This is a genomic window from Flavobacterium foetidum (assembly GCF_004634245.1).
In the GTDB taxonomy this organism is placed as follows: Bacteria; Bacteroidota; Bacteroidia; order Flavobacteriales; family Flavobacteriaceae; genus Flavobacterium; species Flavobacterium foetidum.
The window spans coordinates 444,388-462,162 of sequence record NZ_SJTF01000001.1 but is presented as its reverse complement, the minus strand read 5'-3'; the positions used below and the strand labels follow the sequence as shown (position 1 = coordinate 462,162).

General features: G+C 34.9%; 18 protein-coding genes. 10 read left to right on the top strand and 8 right to left on the bottom strand.

The features are described 5' to 3' along the window. Positions 1–121: 121 nt before the first annotated feature. The 5 genes from E0W73_RS02005 to E0W73_RS01985 form a co-directional block, all read right to left on the bottom strand. Entirely contained in the window at positions 122–1,261 is a 1,140-nt protein-coding gene (locus tag E0W73_RS02005) for an aspartate aminotransferase family protein (protein ID WP_135220412.1), read from the bottom strand. A 176-nt stretch (positions 1,262–1,437) separates the two neighbouring features. Next, positions 1,438–2,415 (bottom strand): N-acetyl-gamma-glutamyl-phosphate reductase, encoded by a 978-nt coding sequence (gene argC, locus E0W73_RS02000; protein WP_135220411.1) that lies wholly within the window; start codon positions 2,413–2,415, stop codon positions 1,438–1,440. Further along, positions 2,408–3,601: an argininosuccinate synthase gene (locus E0W73_RS01995; RefSeq protein WP_095927668.1), complete on the bottom strand. Its 1,194-nt coding sequence runs from the start codon at positions 3,599–3,601 to the stop codon at positions 2,408–2,410. The genes argC and E0W73_RS01995 overlap by 8 nt, the downstream gene beginning before the upstream one ends. A gap of 55 nt (positions 3,602–3,656) precedes the next feature. After that, on the bottom strand, positions 3,657–4,304 hold the full coding sequence (locus E0W73_RS01990) for a GNAT family N-acetyltransferase (protein ID WP_135220410.1): 648 nt from the start codon (positions 4,302–4,304) through the stop codon (positions 3,657–3,659). Between the two features lie 578 nt (positions 4,305–4,882). Then, a complete protein-coding gene (locus E0W73_RS01985; RefSeq protein WP_135220409.1) occupies positions 4,883–7,153 on the bottom strand; it encodes a M1 family metallopeptidase in 2,271 nt (756 codons plus the stop codon). A gap of 186 nt (positions 7,154–7,339) precedes the next feature. Here E0W73_RS01985 and E0W73_RS01980 point away from each other — a divergent pair, with 186 nt between their 5' ends. From E0W73_RS01980 to E0W73_RS01970, 3 genes are all read left to right on the top strand, one after another. Next, complete coding sequence (locus tag E0W73_RS01980; protein WP_135220408.1) at positions 7,340–8,206, top strand: aldose 1-epimerase family protein; 867 nt, start codon at positions 7,340–7,342, stop codon at positions 8,204–8,206. After that, a complete protein-coding gene (locus E0W73_RS01975; protein WP_135220407.1) occupies positions 8,200–8,748 on the top strand; it encodes a GNAT family N-acetyltransferase in 549 nt (182 codons plus the stop codon). Before E0W73_RS01980 ends, E0W73_RS01975 begins: the two co-directional genes overlap by 7 nt. A gap of 111 nt (positions 8,749–8,859) precedes the next feature. Beyond that, positions 8,860–9,417 (top strand): DUF3575 domain-containing protein, encoded by a 558-nt coding sequence (locus tag E0W73_RS01970; RefSeq protein WP_135220406.1) that lies wholly within the window; start codon positions 8,860–8,862, stop codon positions 9,415–9,417. Here E0W73_RS01970 and E0W73_RS01965 read toward each other — a convergent pair whose 3' ends face one another. Further along, positions 9,418–9,642: a VF530 family protein gene (locus E0W73_RS01965; RefSeq protein ID WP_135220405.1), complete on the bottom strand. Its 225-nt coding sequence runs from the start codon at positions 9,640–9,642 to the stop codon at positions 9,418–9,420. A gap of 94 nt (positions 9,643–9,736) precedes the next feature. Then, positions 9,737–10,375, bottom strand: coding sequence for an outer membrane beta-barrel protein (locus E0W73_RS01960; RefSeq protein ID WP_135220404.1), 639 nt, complete (start codon positions 10,373–10,375; stop codon positions 9,737–9,739). A gap of 134 nt (positions 10,376–10,509) precedes the next feature. Between E0W73_RS01960 and smpB the strand changes: the two genes are divergently transcribed. The 3 genes from smpB to E0W73_RS01945 all read left to right on the top strand — a co-directional run bounded on the left by smpB (position 10,510) and on the right by E0W73_RS01945 (position 12,816). Continuing rightward, on the top strand, positions 10,510–10,965 hold the full coding sequence (smpB, locus tag E0W73_RS01955) for an SsrA-binding protein SmpB (RefSeq protein WP_135220403.1): 456 nt from the start codon (positions 10,510–10,512) through the stop codon (positions 10,963–10,965). Between the two features lie 75 nt (positions 10,966–11,040). Continuing rightward, positions 11,041–11,682, top strand: a complete 642-nt coding sequence (locus E0W73_RS01950; RefSeq protein WP_135220402.1) for a DUF4136 domain-containing protein — start codon at positions 11,041–11,043, stop codon at positions 11,680–11,682. 84 nt (positions 11,683–11,766) lie between these two features. Then, positions 11,767–12,816, top strand: a complete 1,050-nt coding sequence (locus E0W73_RS01945; RefSeq protein ID WP_135220401.1) for a Fic family protein — start codon at positions 11,767–11,769, stop codon at positions 12,814–12,816. Between the two features lie 29 nt (positions 12,817–12,845). Here the strand turns inward: E0W73_RS01945 and E0W73_RS01940 are convergent, their stop codons facing one another. Then, positions 12,846–13,487 (bottom strand): protein-L-isoaspartate(D-aspartate) O-methyltransferase, encoded by a 642-nt coding sequence (locus E0W73_RS01940; RefSeq protein WP_135220400.1) that lies wholly within the window; start codon positions 13,485–13,487, stop codon positions 12,846–12,848. Between the two features lie 218 nt (positions 13,488–13,705). On the opposite strand from E0W73_RS01940, the gene E0W73_RS01935 reads away from it, so the two are divergent. The 4 genes from E0W73_RS01935 (at position 13,706) to E0W73_RS01920 (ending at position 17,765) form a co-directional block, all read left to right on the top strand. Continuing rightward, positions 13,706–14,671, top strand: a complete 966-nt coding sequence (locus E0W73_RS01935) for a Gfo/Idh/MocA family protein (protein ID WP_135220399.1) — start codon at positions 13,706–13,708, stop codon at positions 14,669–14,671. 87 nt (positions 14,672–14,758) lie between these two features. Next, the gene (locus tag E0W73_RS01930; RefSeq protein ID WP_135220398.1) at positions 14,759–15,646 is read left to right on the top strand and encodes a 3-hydroxyacyl-CoA dehydrogenase family protein; all 888 of its coding nucleotides are present in this window, start codon (positions 14,759–14,761) and stop codon (positions 15,644–15,646) included. Positions 15,647–15,656: 10 nt separating this feature from the next. Beyond that, positions 15,657–16,328: a YggS family pyridoxal phosphate-dependent enzyme gene (locus E0W73_RS01925; RefSeq protein WP_135220397.1), complete on the top strand. Its 672-nt coding sequence runs from the start codon at positions 15,657–15,659 to the stop codon at positions 16,326–16,328. Positions 16,329–16,403: 75 nt separating this feature from the next. Further along, positions 16,404–17,765, top strand: coding sequence for an exonuclease domain-containing protein (locus E0W73_RS01920; protein WP_135220396.1), 1,362 nt, complete (start codon positions 16,404–16,406; stop codon positions 17,763–17,765). Positions 17,766–17,775: the final 10 nt, after the last annotated feature.

The window sequence follows — 17,775 nt, the reverse complement described above, 5'->3', positions numbered from 1 at the left end:
CGTTATTTATCCTAACAGGTTTTAAAAACCTGTTAGGTTTAATTCTTGAAATATTTCCAAGGTTGCTTTCTACTAAATACCTAACAGGTTTTGGAAACCTGTTAGGATACTTACTTGTGTGTTAGTTCTTTAATTCCTCCAAACTTTCTTTTAAAGCTTTTACAAACGTATCGATATCTGCTTTTTTCACAGTCAACGGCGGTAAAATTCTTAACAGATTTTTGTTGTTGGCGCTTCCTGTAAAAATGTGTTTTTCGATGATTAATTTCTTTCTTAAAGCTGCTACATCAAAATCAAACTCTACACCAAGCATCAAGCCCTTTCCTTTTATTTGTTTGATTCCCTCAACTTCTTTGATTTTTTCTAAGAAATATTCGTAAACTTCATTTACATTTTTCTGTAAATCCAGTTTTTCAATTACATCTAAAACTGCAATTCCAGCGGCACAAGACAAGTGGCTTCCGCCGAAAGTTGTTCCTAATAATCCGAAACTTGCTTCGAATTTTGGAGAAATTAAAATGGCTCCAACAGGAAAACCGTTCCCCATTCCTTTTGCAACCGAAATAATATCAGCGTTGATTCCGTGATGTTGGAAAGCGAAAAATTTCCCGCTTCTTCCGTATCCAGATTGTACTTCATCTAAAATCAAAACCGCATCATGTTTTTTACATGCTTTCTCTAAAGCTTGGAAAAACTCCGTTGTTCCTTGGTCTAAACCTCCAACTCCTTGAATTCCTTCGATAATTACTGCTGTAACATCTCCTTTTGCTAATTCAGCTTCAACCAATTCGATTTGGTTTAAAGGTAAAAATGTTACTTCCTGTTGTGCATTTATTGGCGCAACAATTTTCTTGTTATCTGTAACGGCAACGGCTGCAGAAGTTCTTCCGTGGAAAGAGTTATGAAAAGCCACCACTCTTGATTTTCCATTATGGAAAGAAGCTAATTTTAAAGCATTTTCGTTTGCTTCAGCTCCTGAACTGCATAAAAACAATTCGTAATCTTCAAGACCGGAAAGTTTTCCTAATTTCTGCGCCAATTCCACCTGCAAAGGATTCTGAATGGCATTAGAATAAAATCCTAAGTTATCTATCTGATTCTTCAATTTTGCTACATAATCCGGCTGTGTGTGCCCGATAGAAATCACACCATGTCCGCTGTATAAATCTAAATATTCTACTCCTTTGTCGTCAATAATTGTACAATCTACTGCTTTTACTGGAGTGATGTCGTATAATGGGTAAACGTTGAATAAGTTCATCTTTTTAAAGTTAAAAGGTTATTTGTTAGGAGTTAAGAGTTATTTAGCAGATTTTAAACTGCTTGTAACTTTTTAACTCTGGAAAAAGTTATTTATAAATAGGAGTTAGAAGTTTTTAAATACAAGCAGTTATATAACGCTTAACCAATAACCTATAACTCATAACTTTTTTTAAATTAAAATCCGCTTGGTTTCAAATGTAAACCTGTGGTTTCTTCTAATCCGAACATTAAATTCATATTTTGAATTGCTTGTCCTGAAGCACCTTTGGTTAAGTTATCTATAATTGATGTTATGAGAACCCGGTTTCCTTTTTTCAATAAACTAATAATACATTTATTCGTTTGCACCACTTGTTTCATGTTGATGTTTGTTGTGGTAACGGTTACGAAAGGCTCGTTTTTATAGAACTCTTCGTATTTTTCAACTAATTGCTCCAAACTGTCATCGCACAATGTGTAAAGCGTTGCAAAAATTCCTCTTGGAAAATCTCCTCTGTTCGGAATAAAAAGCAATTCGCTGTCAAAATCATCCTGCAACTGAACCAGACTTTCTGAAATTTCACCTAAATGTTGGTGTTCAAAAGCTTTGTAATGCGACATATTATTGTTTCTCCAGCTGAAGTGAGAAGTTTCAGAAAGACTTACTCCTGCTCCTGTGCTTCCTGTTGTAGCATTAATATGAACATCATTATTCAACAAATTATGTTTTGCTAAAGGCAGTAAAGCCAACTGAATAGCAGTTGCAAAACAACCTGGATTGGCTATATAATTTGTCTTTTTGATTTCGGCTTTATTGATTTCAGGCAAACCGTAAACAAAATCTTTTCCTTCGAAATGCGCGTCTTTATTCAATCTGAAATCATTTCCTAAATCGATGATTTTAGTATGACTCGCGAACTGATTTTCTTTCAAAAATGAAATCGATTTTCCGTGACCTAAACACAAGAAAACAACATTTACATTCGGATTGATTTCGGCTGTGAAATTCATTTCAATATCGCCCATCAAATCGTGGTGCGCTACAGAAAGTGGTTTTCCAGCGTTTGTCGTACTGTAAACAAAATCGATGTTTACATTGGGATGATACATTAAAATTCTGATGAGTTCTCCGGCCGTGTAGCCCGAACCACCAATAATTCCGACATTAATCATGGTCTAATTTGTTTACAGATGAGAATATGTTTTGTGCATTTCCTAAAATCTTGATAAATCCTTTTGCATCGTCTGATGTCCAAGCATTGTTCATTTCTCCATACTGACCGAAACCAGTGTTCATCAAATCATTTTCAGATTCGATTCCGTCCAATGAGAAATGATATGGTTTTAATGAAACGGTTACTGTTCCGTTTACTGTTTTTTGAGTATCCTGAAGGAAAGTTTCAATATTTCTCATAACTGGGTCTAAGAACTGACCTTCGTGGAATAACATTCCGTACCAGTTTCCTAATTGCTCTTTCCAGTATTGTTGCCATTTCCCAAGAGTGTGTTTCTCTAGTAAATGGTGTGCTTTGATGATAATTAATGGTGCAGCGGCTTCAAAACCAACTCTTCCTTTAATTCCGATAATCGTATCACCAACGTGAATATCTCTACCAATTGCGTAAGCGCTTGCTAGCTTTTCAAGGGCAACAATATTATTTGATGGTTTATCTGTTTTTCCGTTTAAACCAACTAATTCTCCTTGTTCAAAATGAAGCGTTACTTTTTCTTCTCCTTCTTTTTGCAATTGCGATGGATAAGCTTCACTTGGCAATGGCTGACCTGAAGTTAGAGTTTCTTTTCCTCCAACACTTGTTCCCCAAAGTCCTTTATTAATAGAATATTGTGCTTTTTCCCAAGAATAGTGAACTCCGTTTTGAGCCAAATAATCTACTTCTTCTTGTCTTGACAATTTTAAATCTCTAATTGGAGTAATAATTTCGATTTCTGGAGCAATAGTCTGGAAAATTAAATCGAAACGAATTTGGTCATTTCCTGCACCAGTACTTCCATGAGCAATAGCCGTTGCTCCTACTTTTTTAGCATATTTTATAGCTTCAATTGCCTGAAAAACACGTTCAGCACTTACTGATAACGGATACGTATTGTTTTTCAATACATTTCCGAAAATCAAGTATTTAATAGCTTTATCGTAATATTTATCTAAAATCGTTAAGTTGGCGTGTTGCGCACTTCCTAACTCGTACGCTCTTTTTTCGATTGCTGATAATTCTTCTGCGCTAAATCCTCCTGTATCAACAAGAACGGTATGAACTTCATAACCTTTTTCATTTTTTAAATATTTCAAACAATACGAGGTATCTAATCCTCCGCTATAAGCTAATACTACTTTTTTCATTTTTTATAATTTAGGCTAATACTTTCGTATGTAGCAGTTTGAGATTTCTTTTTGATTAAATTTTGAATAAAAAAATAAATGACACTATTTTGTTTAAGAATAAAGCCTGTTTAATTTTTTTAAGTCTGCTTAAAACAGCCTCATTAAAAGGATGTCTTGGCGGTGTTTTTTGTTTTTCTTTAGGGTCGTATAACATTCCGGTGCAAAGACACATTTTGTTTTCTTTGCTTTGCAAGATTGGGAAATTGGTACAAGTTTTACAGCCAGCCCAGAAACTTGGGTCGGTTGTCAATTCTGAAAACGGAACCGGCTTATATCCTAATTCAGAGTTAATTTTCATAACTGCTAAACCAGTCGTAATTCCGAATATTTTAGCGTTCGGATATCTTTTTAAAGAATAGTCAAAAACTTTCGATTTGATTTTTTTTGCCAAACCTAAACTTCTGTAGTCAGGATGCACAATTAATCCTGAATGCGCCACGAATTTTCCGTGTTCCCAGCTTTCGATATAACAAAAACCTGCAAATTTCCCGTCTGCCAGAGCAATCATTGCATCACCATTCGACATTTTTTTCTGAATATACTCAGGAGTTCTTTTAGCAATCCCCGTACCTCTCAACAAGGCAGATGATTCTATCGTATCGCAGATTTCTTGTGCGAATTTGAAGTGTTCTTCCTGGGTAACAACAATAGAGATCTTCATTTCAATAATTGAAGTTTAGTGTTAAAAATAAAAGAATATTGTTTGGCTTGAAATCCAGAATTGAATCCAATAAAATTAAGCAAAACAGAAGTAACATTCTCAAAATCAAAAACTTGATTAAGAAAATTTACAAAATAATAAATACTTTTAGGATGTGTTTGTCCAATGGACAAATTATGTGATTTCAAAATGAAAAATGGATATGAATAAATATACGGGCTAAAAACTCAATGAATACTATATAGATAGCATCCGTACTTCGGGAGAAGTACCTGGTGAGATTGTCCGTGACAAAGAAGTTATATGTAAACTTGTTTTATTCATCGGTGCAAAAGTACATTATTTTTTAATTCAACAAACAAAAAAATGAATTTCTAACATTTTTTTAATGCAATGTTTGTTTTTTGGAGGTGCTAAGGTGCTAAGTCACTAAGGTTCTGAACCTTTCAATCAGCACCCTACACCTGAAACTTGAAACATGAAACCTGAAACTTGAAACCTGAAACCTGAAACCTGAAACAAAAACAAAACCCGATAGCTAATAACTACCGGGTTCTTAAACATTTATTATTGATTTATTATTTTTTAGTAAACTGCATTACTTGGCCATTTCCTAAAATCGTCATATCAAAACCAGTTTTAGCTTCGTTAAATTTAAATTTTAATCCCGCTCTCGGAGATTCGAATGTATCTTTTTCGCCCGCAACTGGGTCTAGGGCAAATTTTGGATAGTTTGGAAGCTCAGCATTCAGCACACTATTTTTTTCGGTCATTTCAATGGTTAAAGCCGATTTCGAGGCAACAAAATGACCTAAATACGGATCTAATATAAGATCTTTTTCAACCTTTCCTTTTCCAGCTGTCCAAACATTGTTGCTTTCATTATAATCTGGAAAAACATGATCGGGATCTAAAGTAATGCTTTCAATCTCTTCTGTCGAATTATGCTTGAAAGACCATGATTTATTACGTTGCCAGATTTCTACAGGAAGTTTAACTCGCGTCACTTTCCCGCTTTTCGTTTTTACATCCAAAACAATCGGCATTGGAATTTTATCAAAATTCTCAACGGTAATGACAACTCCTTTCGAAGGATCATTTTTTACGTATTTAATAGAATTAATACCTTGATCAAAACGCCAGTTGTTTACAAACCAGCTTCTCCAGAACCAGCTTAAATCTTCTCCTGCGACATTTTCTATTGTTCTAAAGAAATCATCTGGAGTTGGGTGTTTGTATGCCCAACGCTCTATATAAGTGCGCAGTGCCTTATCAAAACGTTCTTGTCCTAAAATCTGCTCTCTCAACATCACAAGACCCGCGCTTGGCTTAGCATAACATAAAACCCCAATATTGGCCTCCTTCATGTTATCAGGAGAACTCATTACTGTTTCTAACTTTGTACTTGTATAGTATTCTGCATATTCGTGAAGATCTTCTGGCTGGTGTTTGTATTCTCCATTATTAAAATCAACAGAACTCACCGAATTAATAAAAGTATTAAAACCTTCATCCATCCAAGCAAAATAACGTTCGTTTGAACCAACAATCATCGGGAACCAAATATGTCCGAACTCGTGATCTGTAACTCCCCATAAATCATCTCCTTTAGACTTCCATCCACAGAAAACAATTCCAGGGTACTCCATTCCGCCTTCATTTCCTGCTACGTTGGTTGCAGCTGGATAAGGATATTCTAACCATCTTTTTGAATAATTTTCAATTGAGCCTTTTACATATTCCGTCGAACGGCCCCAAGCATCGTTTCCTGAACTTTCTACTGGATACGCCGATAACGCCAATGATTTTTTACCGCTTGGAAGATTAATTTTTGCGCCATCTAAAATAAAGGCCGGAGAAGATGCCCATGAAAAATCTCTTGCATTTGTAATTCTGTAATGCCATGTTTTTTCAGCTGTTGCATTAGAATTTGCTGTTGCCGCAACTTCTTCAGCTGAGCGAATCATAACCGTTTTATCGCTTTGCTGTGCGTCTTTATAACGCTTAAATTGTTCTGCAGAAAAAACTTCTGCCCCGTTTACCAATTCTCCAGATCCAACTACATAATGGTTGGCTGGAGCGGTGATTTTTACATCAAAATTTCCGTACTCCAAATAAAACTCAGAAGCGCCTAAATAAGGTGCTGTATTCCAGCCTCTAACATCATCGTAAACGCACATACGCGGATACCATTGCGCAATCGTGAATATTTTTCCGTTTTTAGTTTCCAAAACCCCCATTCTATCCGATCCCTCAAATGGCGCAATGAATGAAAATTCGATTCTAATTTTCACAGAAGCTCCTTTTGCCGCTAATTCTTCAGGAAGAAAAACCTGCATTCTGGTGTCTGTAACTATATATTTTGCCTCAACTTCTGTTCTCTTTTTTCCAACAGAAATTACCTTGACCGATTTAATTTTGTTTCCTCCGTCAAAAATTTGGCCTTGAGCGCCGTTTCGGCTTCCTGTCAAGGGCACTACTGCATTTCCGCGAGAATCATCTTTAAATAAGTTCTGATCTAAATACAACCACAGAAACGATAATTTGTCTGGACTATTATTAGTATACGTGATTTCGTCTGTACCCACAATTTCGTTTGTGGCATTGTTAAGTTTTGCCGTAATTACATAATCGGCCCTGTTCTGCCAGTAATCTACTCCCGGCTGTCCACTTGCCGTTCTTGTAGAAGTTCCGTTTTTTGTATAAAAATTAGGTGCAAATGCATCATGATAATCGTAATTGTTTACGGGACTTCCTGCAGTAACCGATGGTGTCTGTTGTGCAGACGCAAAAGAAATCCCTGCAAACAAAGCCACGGTCAATAAGGCTTTTAGAGAATTATTTTTCATATTTTTTAGCTGTTTATGTAGCAAATTAATGAAAAAAAAAGCTATTTACAGAGAAACATCAAAACTTAAATTCAATTTTAGTAAAATTTTATAAATAAAATAAATTAAGCGATTTTCCTAAAAAAATAAAATTTATAAAATATATTTACATCACTCTAAAACTAATTTCTCTATAAACATCTTATTTTGAATACAACAATCTCAAATTCACTATTAACAGCTTCTATAAAACATGCTGGAGCTGAATTATTTTCTATAAAAGATAAACAAAACAAAGAATATATCTGGGAAGGAAATCCTGATTTTTGGGGAAAGCACTCACCTGTTCTGTTTCCGATTGTTGGTACTTTAAAAAACAACACTTATACGATCAACAACAACGAATATCAATTGCCTCGTCATGGTTTTGCTCGTGATATGGATTTTGAACTCGTTGAAAAAACTGAAAACAGAGCTGTCTTCTCACTAAAATCTTCGACAGAAACCTTACCAAAATACCCTTTTGAGTTTGAGTTGCAGTTGATATATACGCTTAATGAAAATTCATTGGATATAGAATACAAAGTATTCAATAAAGGAACTGAAAAAATGCCTTTTTCTATAGGTGCCCATCCCGCGATTGCATTACCTGATAAATTTGAAGATTATGCATTTAAATTTGAAAAAGAAGAAGAACTCAAATATTACTTGCTTGAAAACGATTTAATTTCATCTAAAACCAAAATTTTAGAAACCACAAATAGCATAATTCCATTAAACTACGAACTTTTTAAAAATGATGCTTTGATTTTTAAAACTTTAGATTCAAAATCACTAACCATCCTAAAAAATCAAGCACCTTACGTAAAAGTAGATTTTAACGATTTTCCGAGTTTAGGAATATGGACAAAAGAAAATGCCCCATTTGTTTGCATCGAACCTTGGCTAGGTTACTCCGATACCGATGAAAATTCAGGGAATTTATACGAAAAAGAAGGAATTTTGATTCTTGAGGCAGAAAAAGATTTTGCTGCGAAATTTAGTATTACAATAGCACAAACAAAGACATGTTAGAATTTAATTTTACTCCATTTCCTGTAGTAGAAACAGAGCGTTTACTATTAGACAGGGTTACAGATTCTGATGTAAAAGAAGTTTTCCAACTGCGCTCTAATCCAGAAACCATGAAATATATTCCGAGGCCTTTGGTAACAAATCACGAAGGCGCTTTGGAACATATAAAAATGATCAATGATAAAATTGAGGAAAACATTTGCATAAACTGGGGAATAAGGCTTAAAGGTAGCCCCAAATTATTAGGGATTATCGGTTTTTACAGAATGCAACCTGAAAATTATCGTTCAGAGATTGGATATATGCTAAATCCTGATTTTCACGGAAAAGGCATCATTACGGAAGCAGTAAAAAAACTTATAAAATTTGGCTTTGAAGAATTGAAACTTCATTCGATTGAAGCTGTAATTGACCCTGAAAATACGGCTTCTGAAAAAGTTCTTCAAAAATGCGGCTTTGTAAAAGAAGCTCATTTTAAAGAATCTGATTTTTGGGACGGAAAATTCTTAGACAAAGTAATCTATTCATTACTAGAACCATAGCCATAAATCAACAATAAAAAGAATTTTATTACAATAGTCGCCCGATTAAAGCGTTATATTTGCGCCGAAACAAAGTAAAATACCGACTTATTGAAGTATAAAAATCTTTTTATGAAAAAAATACCCGCCCTAATCGCTCTTTTATTCTGCCTACACGCCCAAAGTCAGACCTATGTGAAATTTAATGGTGTTACCGCCTTTGTTGCAGTTCCTAATATAGGAGTTGAAACCAGTATTGGAGAAAAAACAACTTTTAGTTTTGACGTAATGGCTTCTTTCTGGGAATCCTTTAATGGGAATCATCCAATGAAATTTGTTACTGTAACACCAGAAGTTCGTTATCATTTTAAAGAAAAATATAACGGATTTTATGTTGGAGGTCATGTCGGTGCTGATAGATATGAACTACAGAAATGGAATTACTGGGATAGTAATCAATATGAAGATGGTTTTGGCTATAGAATTGGTGCAACTGTCGGATATAATCTAAAAGTAAGCGACAAATTGCTGCTTGATTTTTTTGTAGGTGGCGGATGGCACCAAGGATTTTATCATGGTAAATACAATGACGGAACCCCAGGACGTTACGAACATGCTCCAAATTGGAACAAAAGCGGCGAATGGCTACCTTATCGCGGTGGAGTAATGCTTTCGTACAAATTAAACTAATCAGCCGAATTTAGGAAGCGATTTTAAATACAATTCTTCCACCTTTTTTCTTGCCCAATCTGTTTTTCTCAAAAAAGTAAGACTTGATTTTACGCTAGGATTCGAGGTAAAACATCTAATAGGAATCAATTCTCCCAGAGTATCAAATCCGTAATAATCTACGAGAGTTTCGACAATTTTTTGAAGCGTAATTCCGTGAAGCGGATCTTTGGACTTGTTTTCCATTTTATACAATTTAAATAAACCAAAAGACCGTACTTTAAAAAGCACGGTCTTTTTTGCAAAATTAACGAATTGACCCAAACAATTCCTTAAATTTTTAGAATAAGAATTTAAATCCGAAAGAAAGCGGTGAAGTCAAATTCGGATTACTTCCCGCCAATGCAGTATTGTAAAAAGGGTCAACATTGGCAACATGCGCTAATCCGAAATTAGTAACAGTTGTTTTTTCTCCATTTTTAGGTTCAATAGTTGTAGAAGTAAAGTTTGCTAAATCATATGAAAACTCAACTGAGAAGTTTTTGGTAATAAAATAGTCAAAACCTCCTGATACAGATAATCCAAACTGATTTACTTTTAGATCACTCTCTTTTTCTTTTCCTGAGATAACCGGAATAGCCGCCTGACCAAAGAAATATAGTGATCCCGCAACGTTCCAGTATTTTCTAACCAAGGGCTGTACTACTAGCAAATTGGTTTTTGCAGCTGTTCCAGCATCAGATTCTGCTTTTATGTTAATGACACCAACACCTGCTCCAACTGCAACAGATGGACTTATAAAAGTTCCCACTACCGGCAGTACAGACAAAGTGGTATTTTTTTCATCTGCAGTTTTAGTCTGCTGATAGCCAAATTGAGAGGTTGCAAACCACGCTCCTTTTAAACCTTGAGAAGATTCCTGAGCATTAGCATTTAAGCCCATTAATACGATACTTACTAATGTTACAATTTTTTTCATTTTGTAGTTTATTTTAAATTATAGAACAAACTTAGCCTCAAGGTTTCTCTTAAATCCTGACTTAAATCATAGATTAAAAAATATCTTTAATTATCTTTGACAACAAGGAGTTTTTTATTCTAAATTTGCATTCTATGTTAAAATCTGTCAATATACTAAACAAGAGAGCCCGATTCGATTACGAGATTATCGATACTTACACGGCAGGCATCGTTCTGGCCGGAACAGAAATCAAATCAATTAGATTGGGAAAGGCAAATATTACCGAAAGCTTCTGTGAGTTTAATAATCTAGAGCTTTTTGCCATTAATACTTATATCGAAGAATATTCTTTCGGGAATCAATTCAATCATAAATCACGAAGTGAAAGAAAATTGCTATTGAATAAAAAGGAATTAAAAACACTTTCTAAAGCCGTACAGACCAAAGGTCTTACAATCGTGCCGCTAAAATTATTCACCAACGAAAAAGGGCTCGCAAAACTGCAAATAGGTCTTTGCAAAGGGAAAAAGAACTACGACAAACGCGAATCATTAAAAGAACAAGACACGAAACGTGACTTAGACAGAATTAAAAAAGCGTACAATTAAGCTTACACATAACAGATAAACCATTGTTTATCAAAATTTTATAGTTATTTTTACTACAAACAATAACTATAAAATATGAAAAAGTACTTCATTTCTTTGATTTTAATTCTGTCACTTTCAAATTGTGGCAGCAACACTTCCATTGTCAACAGTTGGCGAGACCCGAAAACAACAGTTGCCGAAGAACATTTTAAAAAAGTTTTGGTAGTCGTGTTGGTTAAAGACGAAGCCTCGAGAAGAATTGCTGAAAATCGTATTGCCGCTAGTAATCCAGTATTCAAAACTTCTTATCAATATTTAAACGAAACAACCAGACAGCTTACTCAAGAACAAAAGTTAAAAATTCTTCAAGATGAAAATTTCGACGGTGTGGTTACCATGCGTCTAGTAAGCAAAGAAAAAGAAACTACTTATGTGCCAGGAACATATACCGGCATGTATTACGGCGGTTTTGACGGAATATACACAGGAATGTACGGTTATGGTTTCGGAAATTGGTACGGAATGTATTCGCCTGTTTTTTATGATCCTGGATATTATCAGGAAACAACCTATTATATGGTAGAAACTAATATCTTTTCTTTAAAGCAAAACAAATTGATTTGGACCGGAACTACAAAATCTGATTATGTGACAGATGTAGGTCAAACGGTCGATGCCATTATGCAGGCTGTCGTGAAAGAAATGCGAAAAGACGGTTCTTTACCTCCAAAATAAAATCCATAAAGCAACATTTAATTTGTTGCTTTTTTCATAGTATAAAAATTGACTAAATTCGTCAAGACAAAACTTTTCATTTAAATGAAATCACTTCTCAAAAATGCCAGAGAACAGAAAGGCTTAAAAACACGGGAATTAGCACAACTTGCAGACATTGACCAAGCATTGATCAGTAAATTCGAATCGGGATCCAGAAAACCTACCAAAGATCAAATAATTAAACTATCTCAGCTTTTAGAAATCGATTATGAAACTTTAATGATTGCCTGGCTGAAAGAAAAAATTCTTTATGAAATTGGTAATGATGATCTTGCTTTAAAAGCATTAAAAGTTGCTGAAGACGAAATCAAATACAATAAAACAGTATCAAACTTTAAACTATCGACTTCTTTAGAAAAAATCCTAAAAGAAATCGATGCCTTAAAAGAAAAATTAAATTCTTATCGCCAGTATGACAGCTTTAAAATAAAACAGGCCTTAGAATTAGAATATACTTTTGAAAGCAATAGAATTGAAGGAAATACAATGACACTTCGCGAAACTGACATGGTCATAAATGAAGGCTTGACCATTTCTGGAAAAAGTATGCGAGAACATCTTGAAGCTATAAATCATCAAGAAGCAATTAGTTTTATTAAAGATTTAGCGAATAAAAACAATTCTTTAAACGAACGAGATCTTTTATCGATTCATAATCTAATTCTGAGAGGTATTATTCCAGAAGATGCTGGACGTTACAGAAAAGTTCAGGCTATAATTCAAGGAAGCAGTCACATTCCTCCACAGCCTTTAATGGTTCCGCAGGAAATGGAAGGATATTTTAGTTGGTATGAAATCAATAAAAACAGATTGCATCCTATTATACTGGCTGCCGAAATGCATGAAAGATTAGCAATAATTCATCCGTTTATTGATGGAAACGGAAAAACTTCAAGATTGATAATGAATTTAATCCTTATGCAAAAAGGTTATCCTATAGCCAATATTAAAGGGGATTACGAAACTCGAATGCAATATTACCAGTCTTTAGAAATTGCTCAAACCAAAAAAGACAAAGAAGATTTCTTTCTGTTTATTGCTCAAAAAGAAAAAGAAAGCCTGGAAAGATATATCTCAATTCTTACACAATAAAAAAAGCCCGCTTGAAACGGGCTTTACTTCTAATTTTTATCTTCTAATAAAGGAACAAATCGGAATTCTCCAAACTCATGTTTTTCAAATTGGGTTTCATTCTTTCTGATCAATAAGGTCATAATCTGCACATCTTCTCCCAACGGAATAACCAATCTTCCTCCTATTTTTAATTGCGCCATTAATGGCTGAGGAATAAACGGTGCACCTGCCGTGACTATAATACTGTCAAAAGGAGCGAAATTTGGCAATCCTTTGTAACCGTCTCCAAAAGTGACATGTTTGGGGCGGATGTTCAGTTTCGGAAAAAGATTCGATGTTGTTTTAAACAGTTCACTCTGTCTTTCAACGGTATATACTTTAGCGCCGAGCATAAACAAAACGGCAGTCTGATAACCAGAACCTGTACCGATTTCTAAAATTTTGTGGTCTTTCTTAACTTCAAGCAATTGCGACTGAAAAGCCACTGTATAAGGCTGAGAAATGGTCTGACCTGCACCAATCGGAAAAGCCTTATCCTGATAAGCGAAATCTTCAAAACTAGAATTCAAAAAAAGGTGTCTTGGGATTTTTTTTATCGCATCCAAAACCGCTCTATCAGTAATCCCTTTTTGTTCTAAAGTAGCTACTAATTGATTGCGAAGTCCTTGATGTTTGGCAGTGTCTTTCAAAATGGGTAGGTTTTATTTTCGCAAAAATAAGAAACAAAACAGGATTTCAAATATTGATTTTAAATTAAAAAAGGTTAAAGGGTAAAAGTTATGAGTTATAGGTTATGGGCCAAAAGTCGTAAGTCGTAACTCATAACTTTTAACTCACAATTCACAATTCACTAAATTCATTTTCACGTTAAACAAATAAATTCTATTTTTGTTTAAAATACATTCTCATGTTAAAAGTAGGAGTTTTAGGTGCTGGTCATCTTGGTAAAATACATTTACGATTATTACAACAATCTGACAAATACGAATTAGTTGGATTTTACGACGAAAATCAAGAAAATGCCGAAAGAATCTCAAAAGAATTTGGCTATAAGAACTTCAGTACAATTGCAAAACTCATTCACGCTGTCGACGTGATCGACATTGTAACTCCAACGCTTTCACACTATAAATGCGCTAAAGTTGCCATCAAATCAGGAAAACATATCTTTATTGAAAAACCAATTGCTAATAGGGTAGAAGAAGCTGAAGAAATTATTGCTTTAGCTAAAGAATACAACGTAAAAGGACAAGTGGGTCATGTAGAGCGTTTTAATCCCGCTTTTATCGCCACAAAAGAAATGATTGAGAATCCGATGTTTATAGAAACGCATCGTTTGGCGGAGTTTAACCCGCGTGGAACTGATGTTCCTGTGGTTCTGGATTTAATGATTCATGATATCGATGCTATTTTAAGCGTTGTAAAATCTAAAGTAAAAAGCATCAATGCAAGCGGTGTTTCGGTTATCAGCGAAACTCCGGATATCGCCAACGCTAGAATTGAATTCGAAAACGGATGCGTGGCAAACTTAACGGCGAGCAGAATTTCACTGAAAAATATGCGCAAATCACGTTTCTTTCAAAAAGATGCTTATATCTCTGTAGACTTTTTAGAGAAAAAATGCGAAGTCGTTCGTATGAAAGATGCACCAGAAGTTCCCGGAGATTTTGACATGATTCTTCAAAATGCTGAAGGCGTAAAAAAACAAATCTACTTTACAAATCCAGACGTTGAACAAAACAATGCGATTTTAGACGAACTAAACTCATTTGCCGATGCAATCAACAACAATACAACTCCTGTAGTAACATTGGAACAAGCAACAGATGCATTACGAGTGGCATATCAGATTATTGACTGTTTCAATAAATAAGTAAACTTCAAAAAAATAAATTAGCCACGAATTCACTATTTAATTGGTGAATTCGTGGCTAAATCATAAAAAAATATCTATCAAAGTATGAAAACAATAGCTGTTATTGGAGCAGGAACAATGGGTAACGGAATTGCCCATACTTTCGCGCAAAGCGGATTTACTGTAAAATTAATCGACATTTCTGAAAAATCATTGGATAAGGGAATGGCAACAATCGCTGCCAATTTAGATCGAATGCTATCTAAAGGAACTATCACTCAGGAAGATGTTGCCAAAACAATTACCAATATTATTACTTATACCGATATAAAAGATGGTGTTGTGGGTGTCGATTTAGTCGTAGAAGCTGCCACAGAAAATCTTGAGCTCAAACTGAATATTTTTAAACAGTTAAATGAAGCTTGCTCTCATAATACAATCTTAGCGACCAATACTTCTTCTATTTCGATAACGCAAATCGGCTCTGTTGTTGCTCATCCTGAACGTGTTATTGGAATGCATTTTATGAATCCGGTGCCGATTATGAAATTGGTTGAAATCATTCGCGGTTATAATACCAGCGATGAAGTAACCGAAATCATCATGAAATTATCGGAGAAACTAGGTAAAGTTCCTGTAGAAGTAAACGATTATCCGGGTTTCGTAGCAAACAGAATTTTGATGCCTATGCTAAACGAGGCAATTGAAACGTTATATAATGGTGTTGGAGGTGTTTATGAAATTGACACGGTAATGAAATTAGGAATGGGACACCCGATGGGACCACTTCAATTGGCTGATTTTATTGGTCTTGATGTTTGTCTTGCCATCTTAAATGTAATGTACGACGGATTCAAAAATCCTAAATACGCTCCTTGCCCACTTTTAGTAAATATGGTGAGAGCTGGAAAACTAGGCGTAAAATCTGGTGAAGGTTTTTACGATTACAGCGAAAGCAAAAAAGCTGAAAAAGTTTCAAAACAGTTTTTATAAAAGAAATGTTATGTCGATTCAATTGAATTTAAATACAATTAAAGATACTTTACCTGAACACGTAACTCTAGTTGCCGTTTCAAAAACAAAACCTGTTTCAGACTTGATGCAGGCTTACGAAGCTGGTCAGCGTATTTTTGGAGAAAACAAAATTCAGGAAATGACCGAAAAATGGGAACAAATGCCAAAAGACATTCAATGGCACATGATTGGTCATGTTCAGTCCAATAAAGTCAAATTTATGGCTCCGTACGTAACTTTGATTCACGGTGTTGACAGTTTGAAATTATTGCAGGAAATCAACAAACAGGCTTTAAAGAACAACAGAACAATAGATTGCCTTCTTCAAATATATATTGCCGAAGAAGAATCGAAATTTGGTTTAGACGAAAAAGAATTAAACGAACTTTTAACTTCTGTAGAGTTTACAGAATTGAAAAATATTCGTATCTTAGGTTTGATGGGAATGGCAACTTTTACCGAAGACCAAAACCAGATTAAAAAAGAATTTACCCATTTAAAAACGATTTTTGACTCATTAAAAAATATTGACGGATATGGTAAAGACGCACTGCAGTGCGTCTCTACAATTTCAATGGGAATGTCCGGAGATTATAAACTAGCAATAGAATGCGGAAGCACAATGGTAAGAATTGGAAGCAGCATTTTTGGCGGTCGTTAATACCTGCCGTAAAGACGCATTGGAGTACGTCTTTACAAAAAACTGAATACTAAAAACTGAGACTGAACACTTAATTTGTACGCAATACTCGACATAGAAACCACTGGGGGACAATTTAATGAAGAAGGAATTACCGAAATTGCCATTTATAAATTTGATGGTCATGAAGTAGTTGACCAGTTTATTAGCTTGGTTAATCCCGAAATTCCGATTCAGCCCTTCGTAGTCAAACTAACCGGAATCAACAATGCTATGCTGCGTTCGGCTCCCAAATTTTATGAAGTCGCAAAACGCATTATCGAAATCACCTCAGACTGCATTATTGTCGCACACAACGCCTCTTTTGATTACCGAATTCTTCGAACAGAATTTAGACGCTTGGGCTACGATTTTGAAGCCAAAACGCTTTGCACCGTAGAATTGGCAAAAAAGCTTATTCCAGAACAGACTTCGTATAGTTTAGGTAAATTGGTCCGTGCACTCGGAATACCAATGGCCGACCGTCATCGCGCCAGCGGAGACGCCATGGCTACGGTAAAGCTATTCAAAATGCTTTTAGAAAAAGATCTTGAAAAAACGATTGTTAAAGATTTTATCAAGCTGGAAATCGAAAAAGGCATTGCTCCAAAATTACTCGACCTTTTAGGACAAATGCCTTCTAAAACCGGTATTTATTACATCCATAACGAAAGCGGTGCCTTAATTTACATTGGCAAAAGCCGAAACATCAAAAAAAGAATCAATCAGCATTTTACTTCGACCAACAAAAAAAGCAAAAGAATACAGGCAGAAGTTTTTACGATAACGTATGACGAAACTGGTAGCGAATTAATTGGTCTTTTGAAAGAAAGCCAGGAAATCAAACTAAACAGGCCTAGATATAACCGTTCGCAGCGAAAAACCATTTTCCCATTTGCTATTTATGCTGAAAAAGACAACAATGGCTACATCAACCTAAAACTAGAAAAAGCTGATGGACGAAAAAAAGAAATTCTTTCGTACGCATCATTGCAAGAAGGAAAAAATGCGCTTTTCATGTTTACGGCAAAATATCAATTGTGCCAAAAACTAACAGGATTGTACGATACCAAAAAAGAATGTTTTCAATATAAAATAAAAGAATGTGATGGGGCTTGTATAGGGAAAATAACTCCTGAAGAATACAATGCTCGTGTACAGCAGTTTATCAGCGAAAACAGTTTTGAGAACAAAAGCATGATTTTGATGGACAAAGGACGAACTGTAAACGAAAGAAGCGCTATTTTAATCGAAAACGGCGTCTATAAGGGTTATGCTTATTATGATTTAAATTACCAAATCACAAACATCGAAATACTAAAAAACATCTTGATTCCGATGCAGCACAACCGTGATGTAAAAAATATTATCCAGAATTACATCCGAAAAAGCAAATCACTCAAAATTCTTCATTTTTAACAAACAAAAC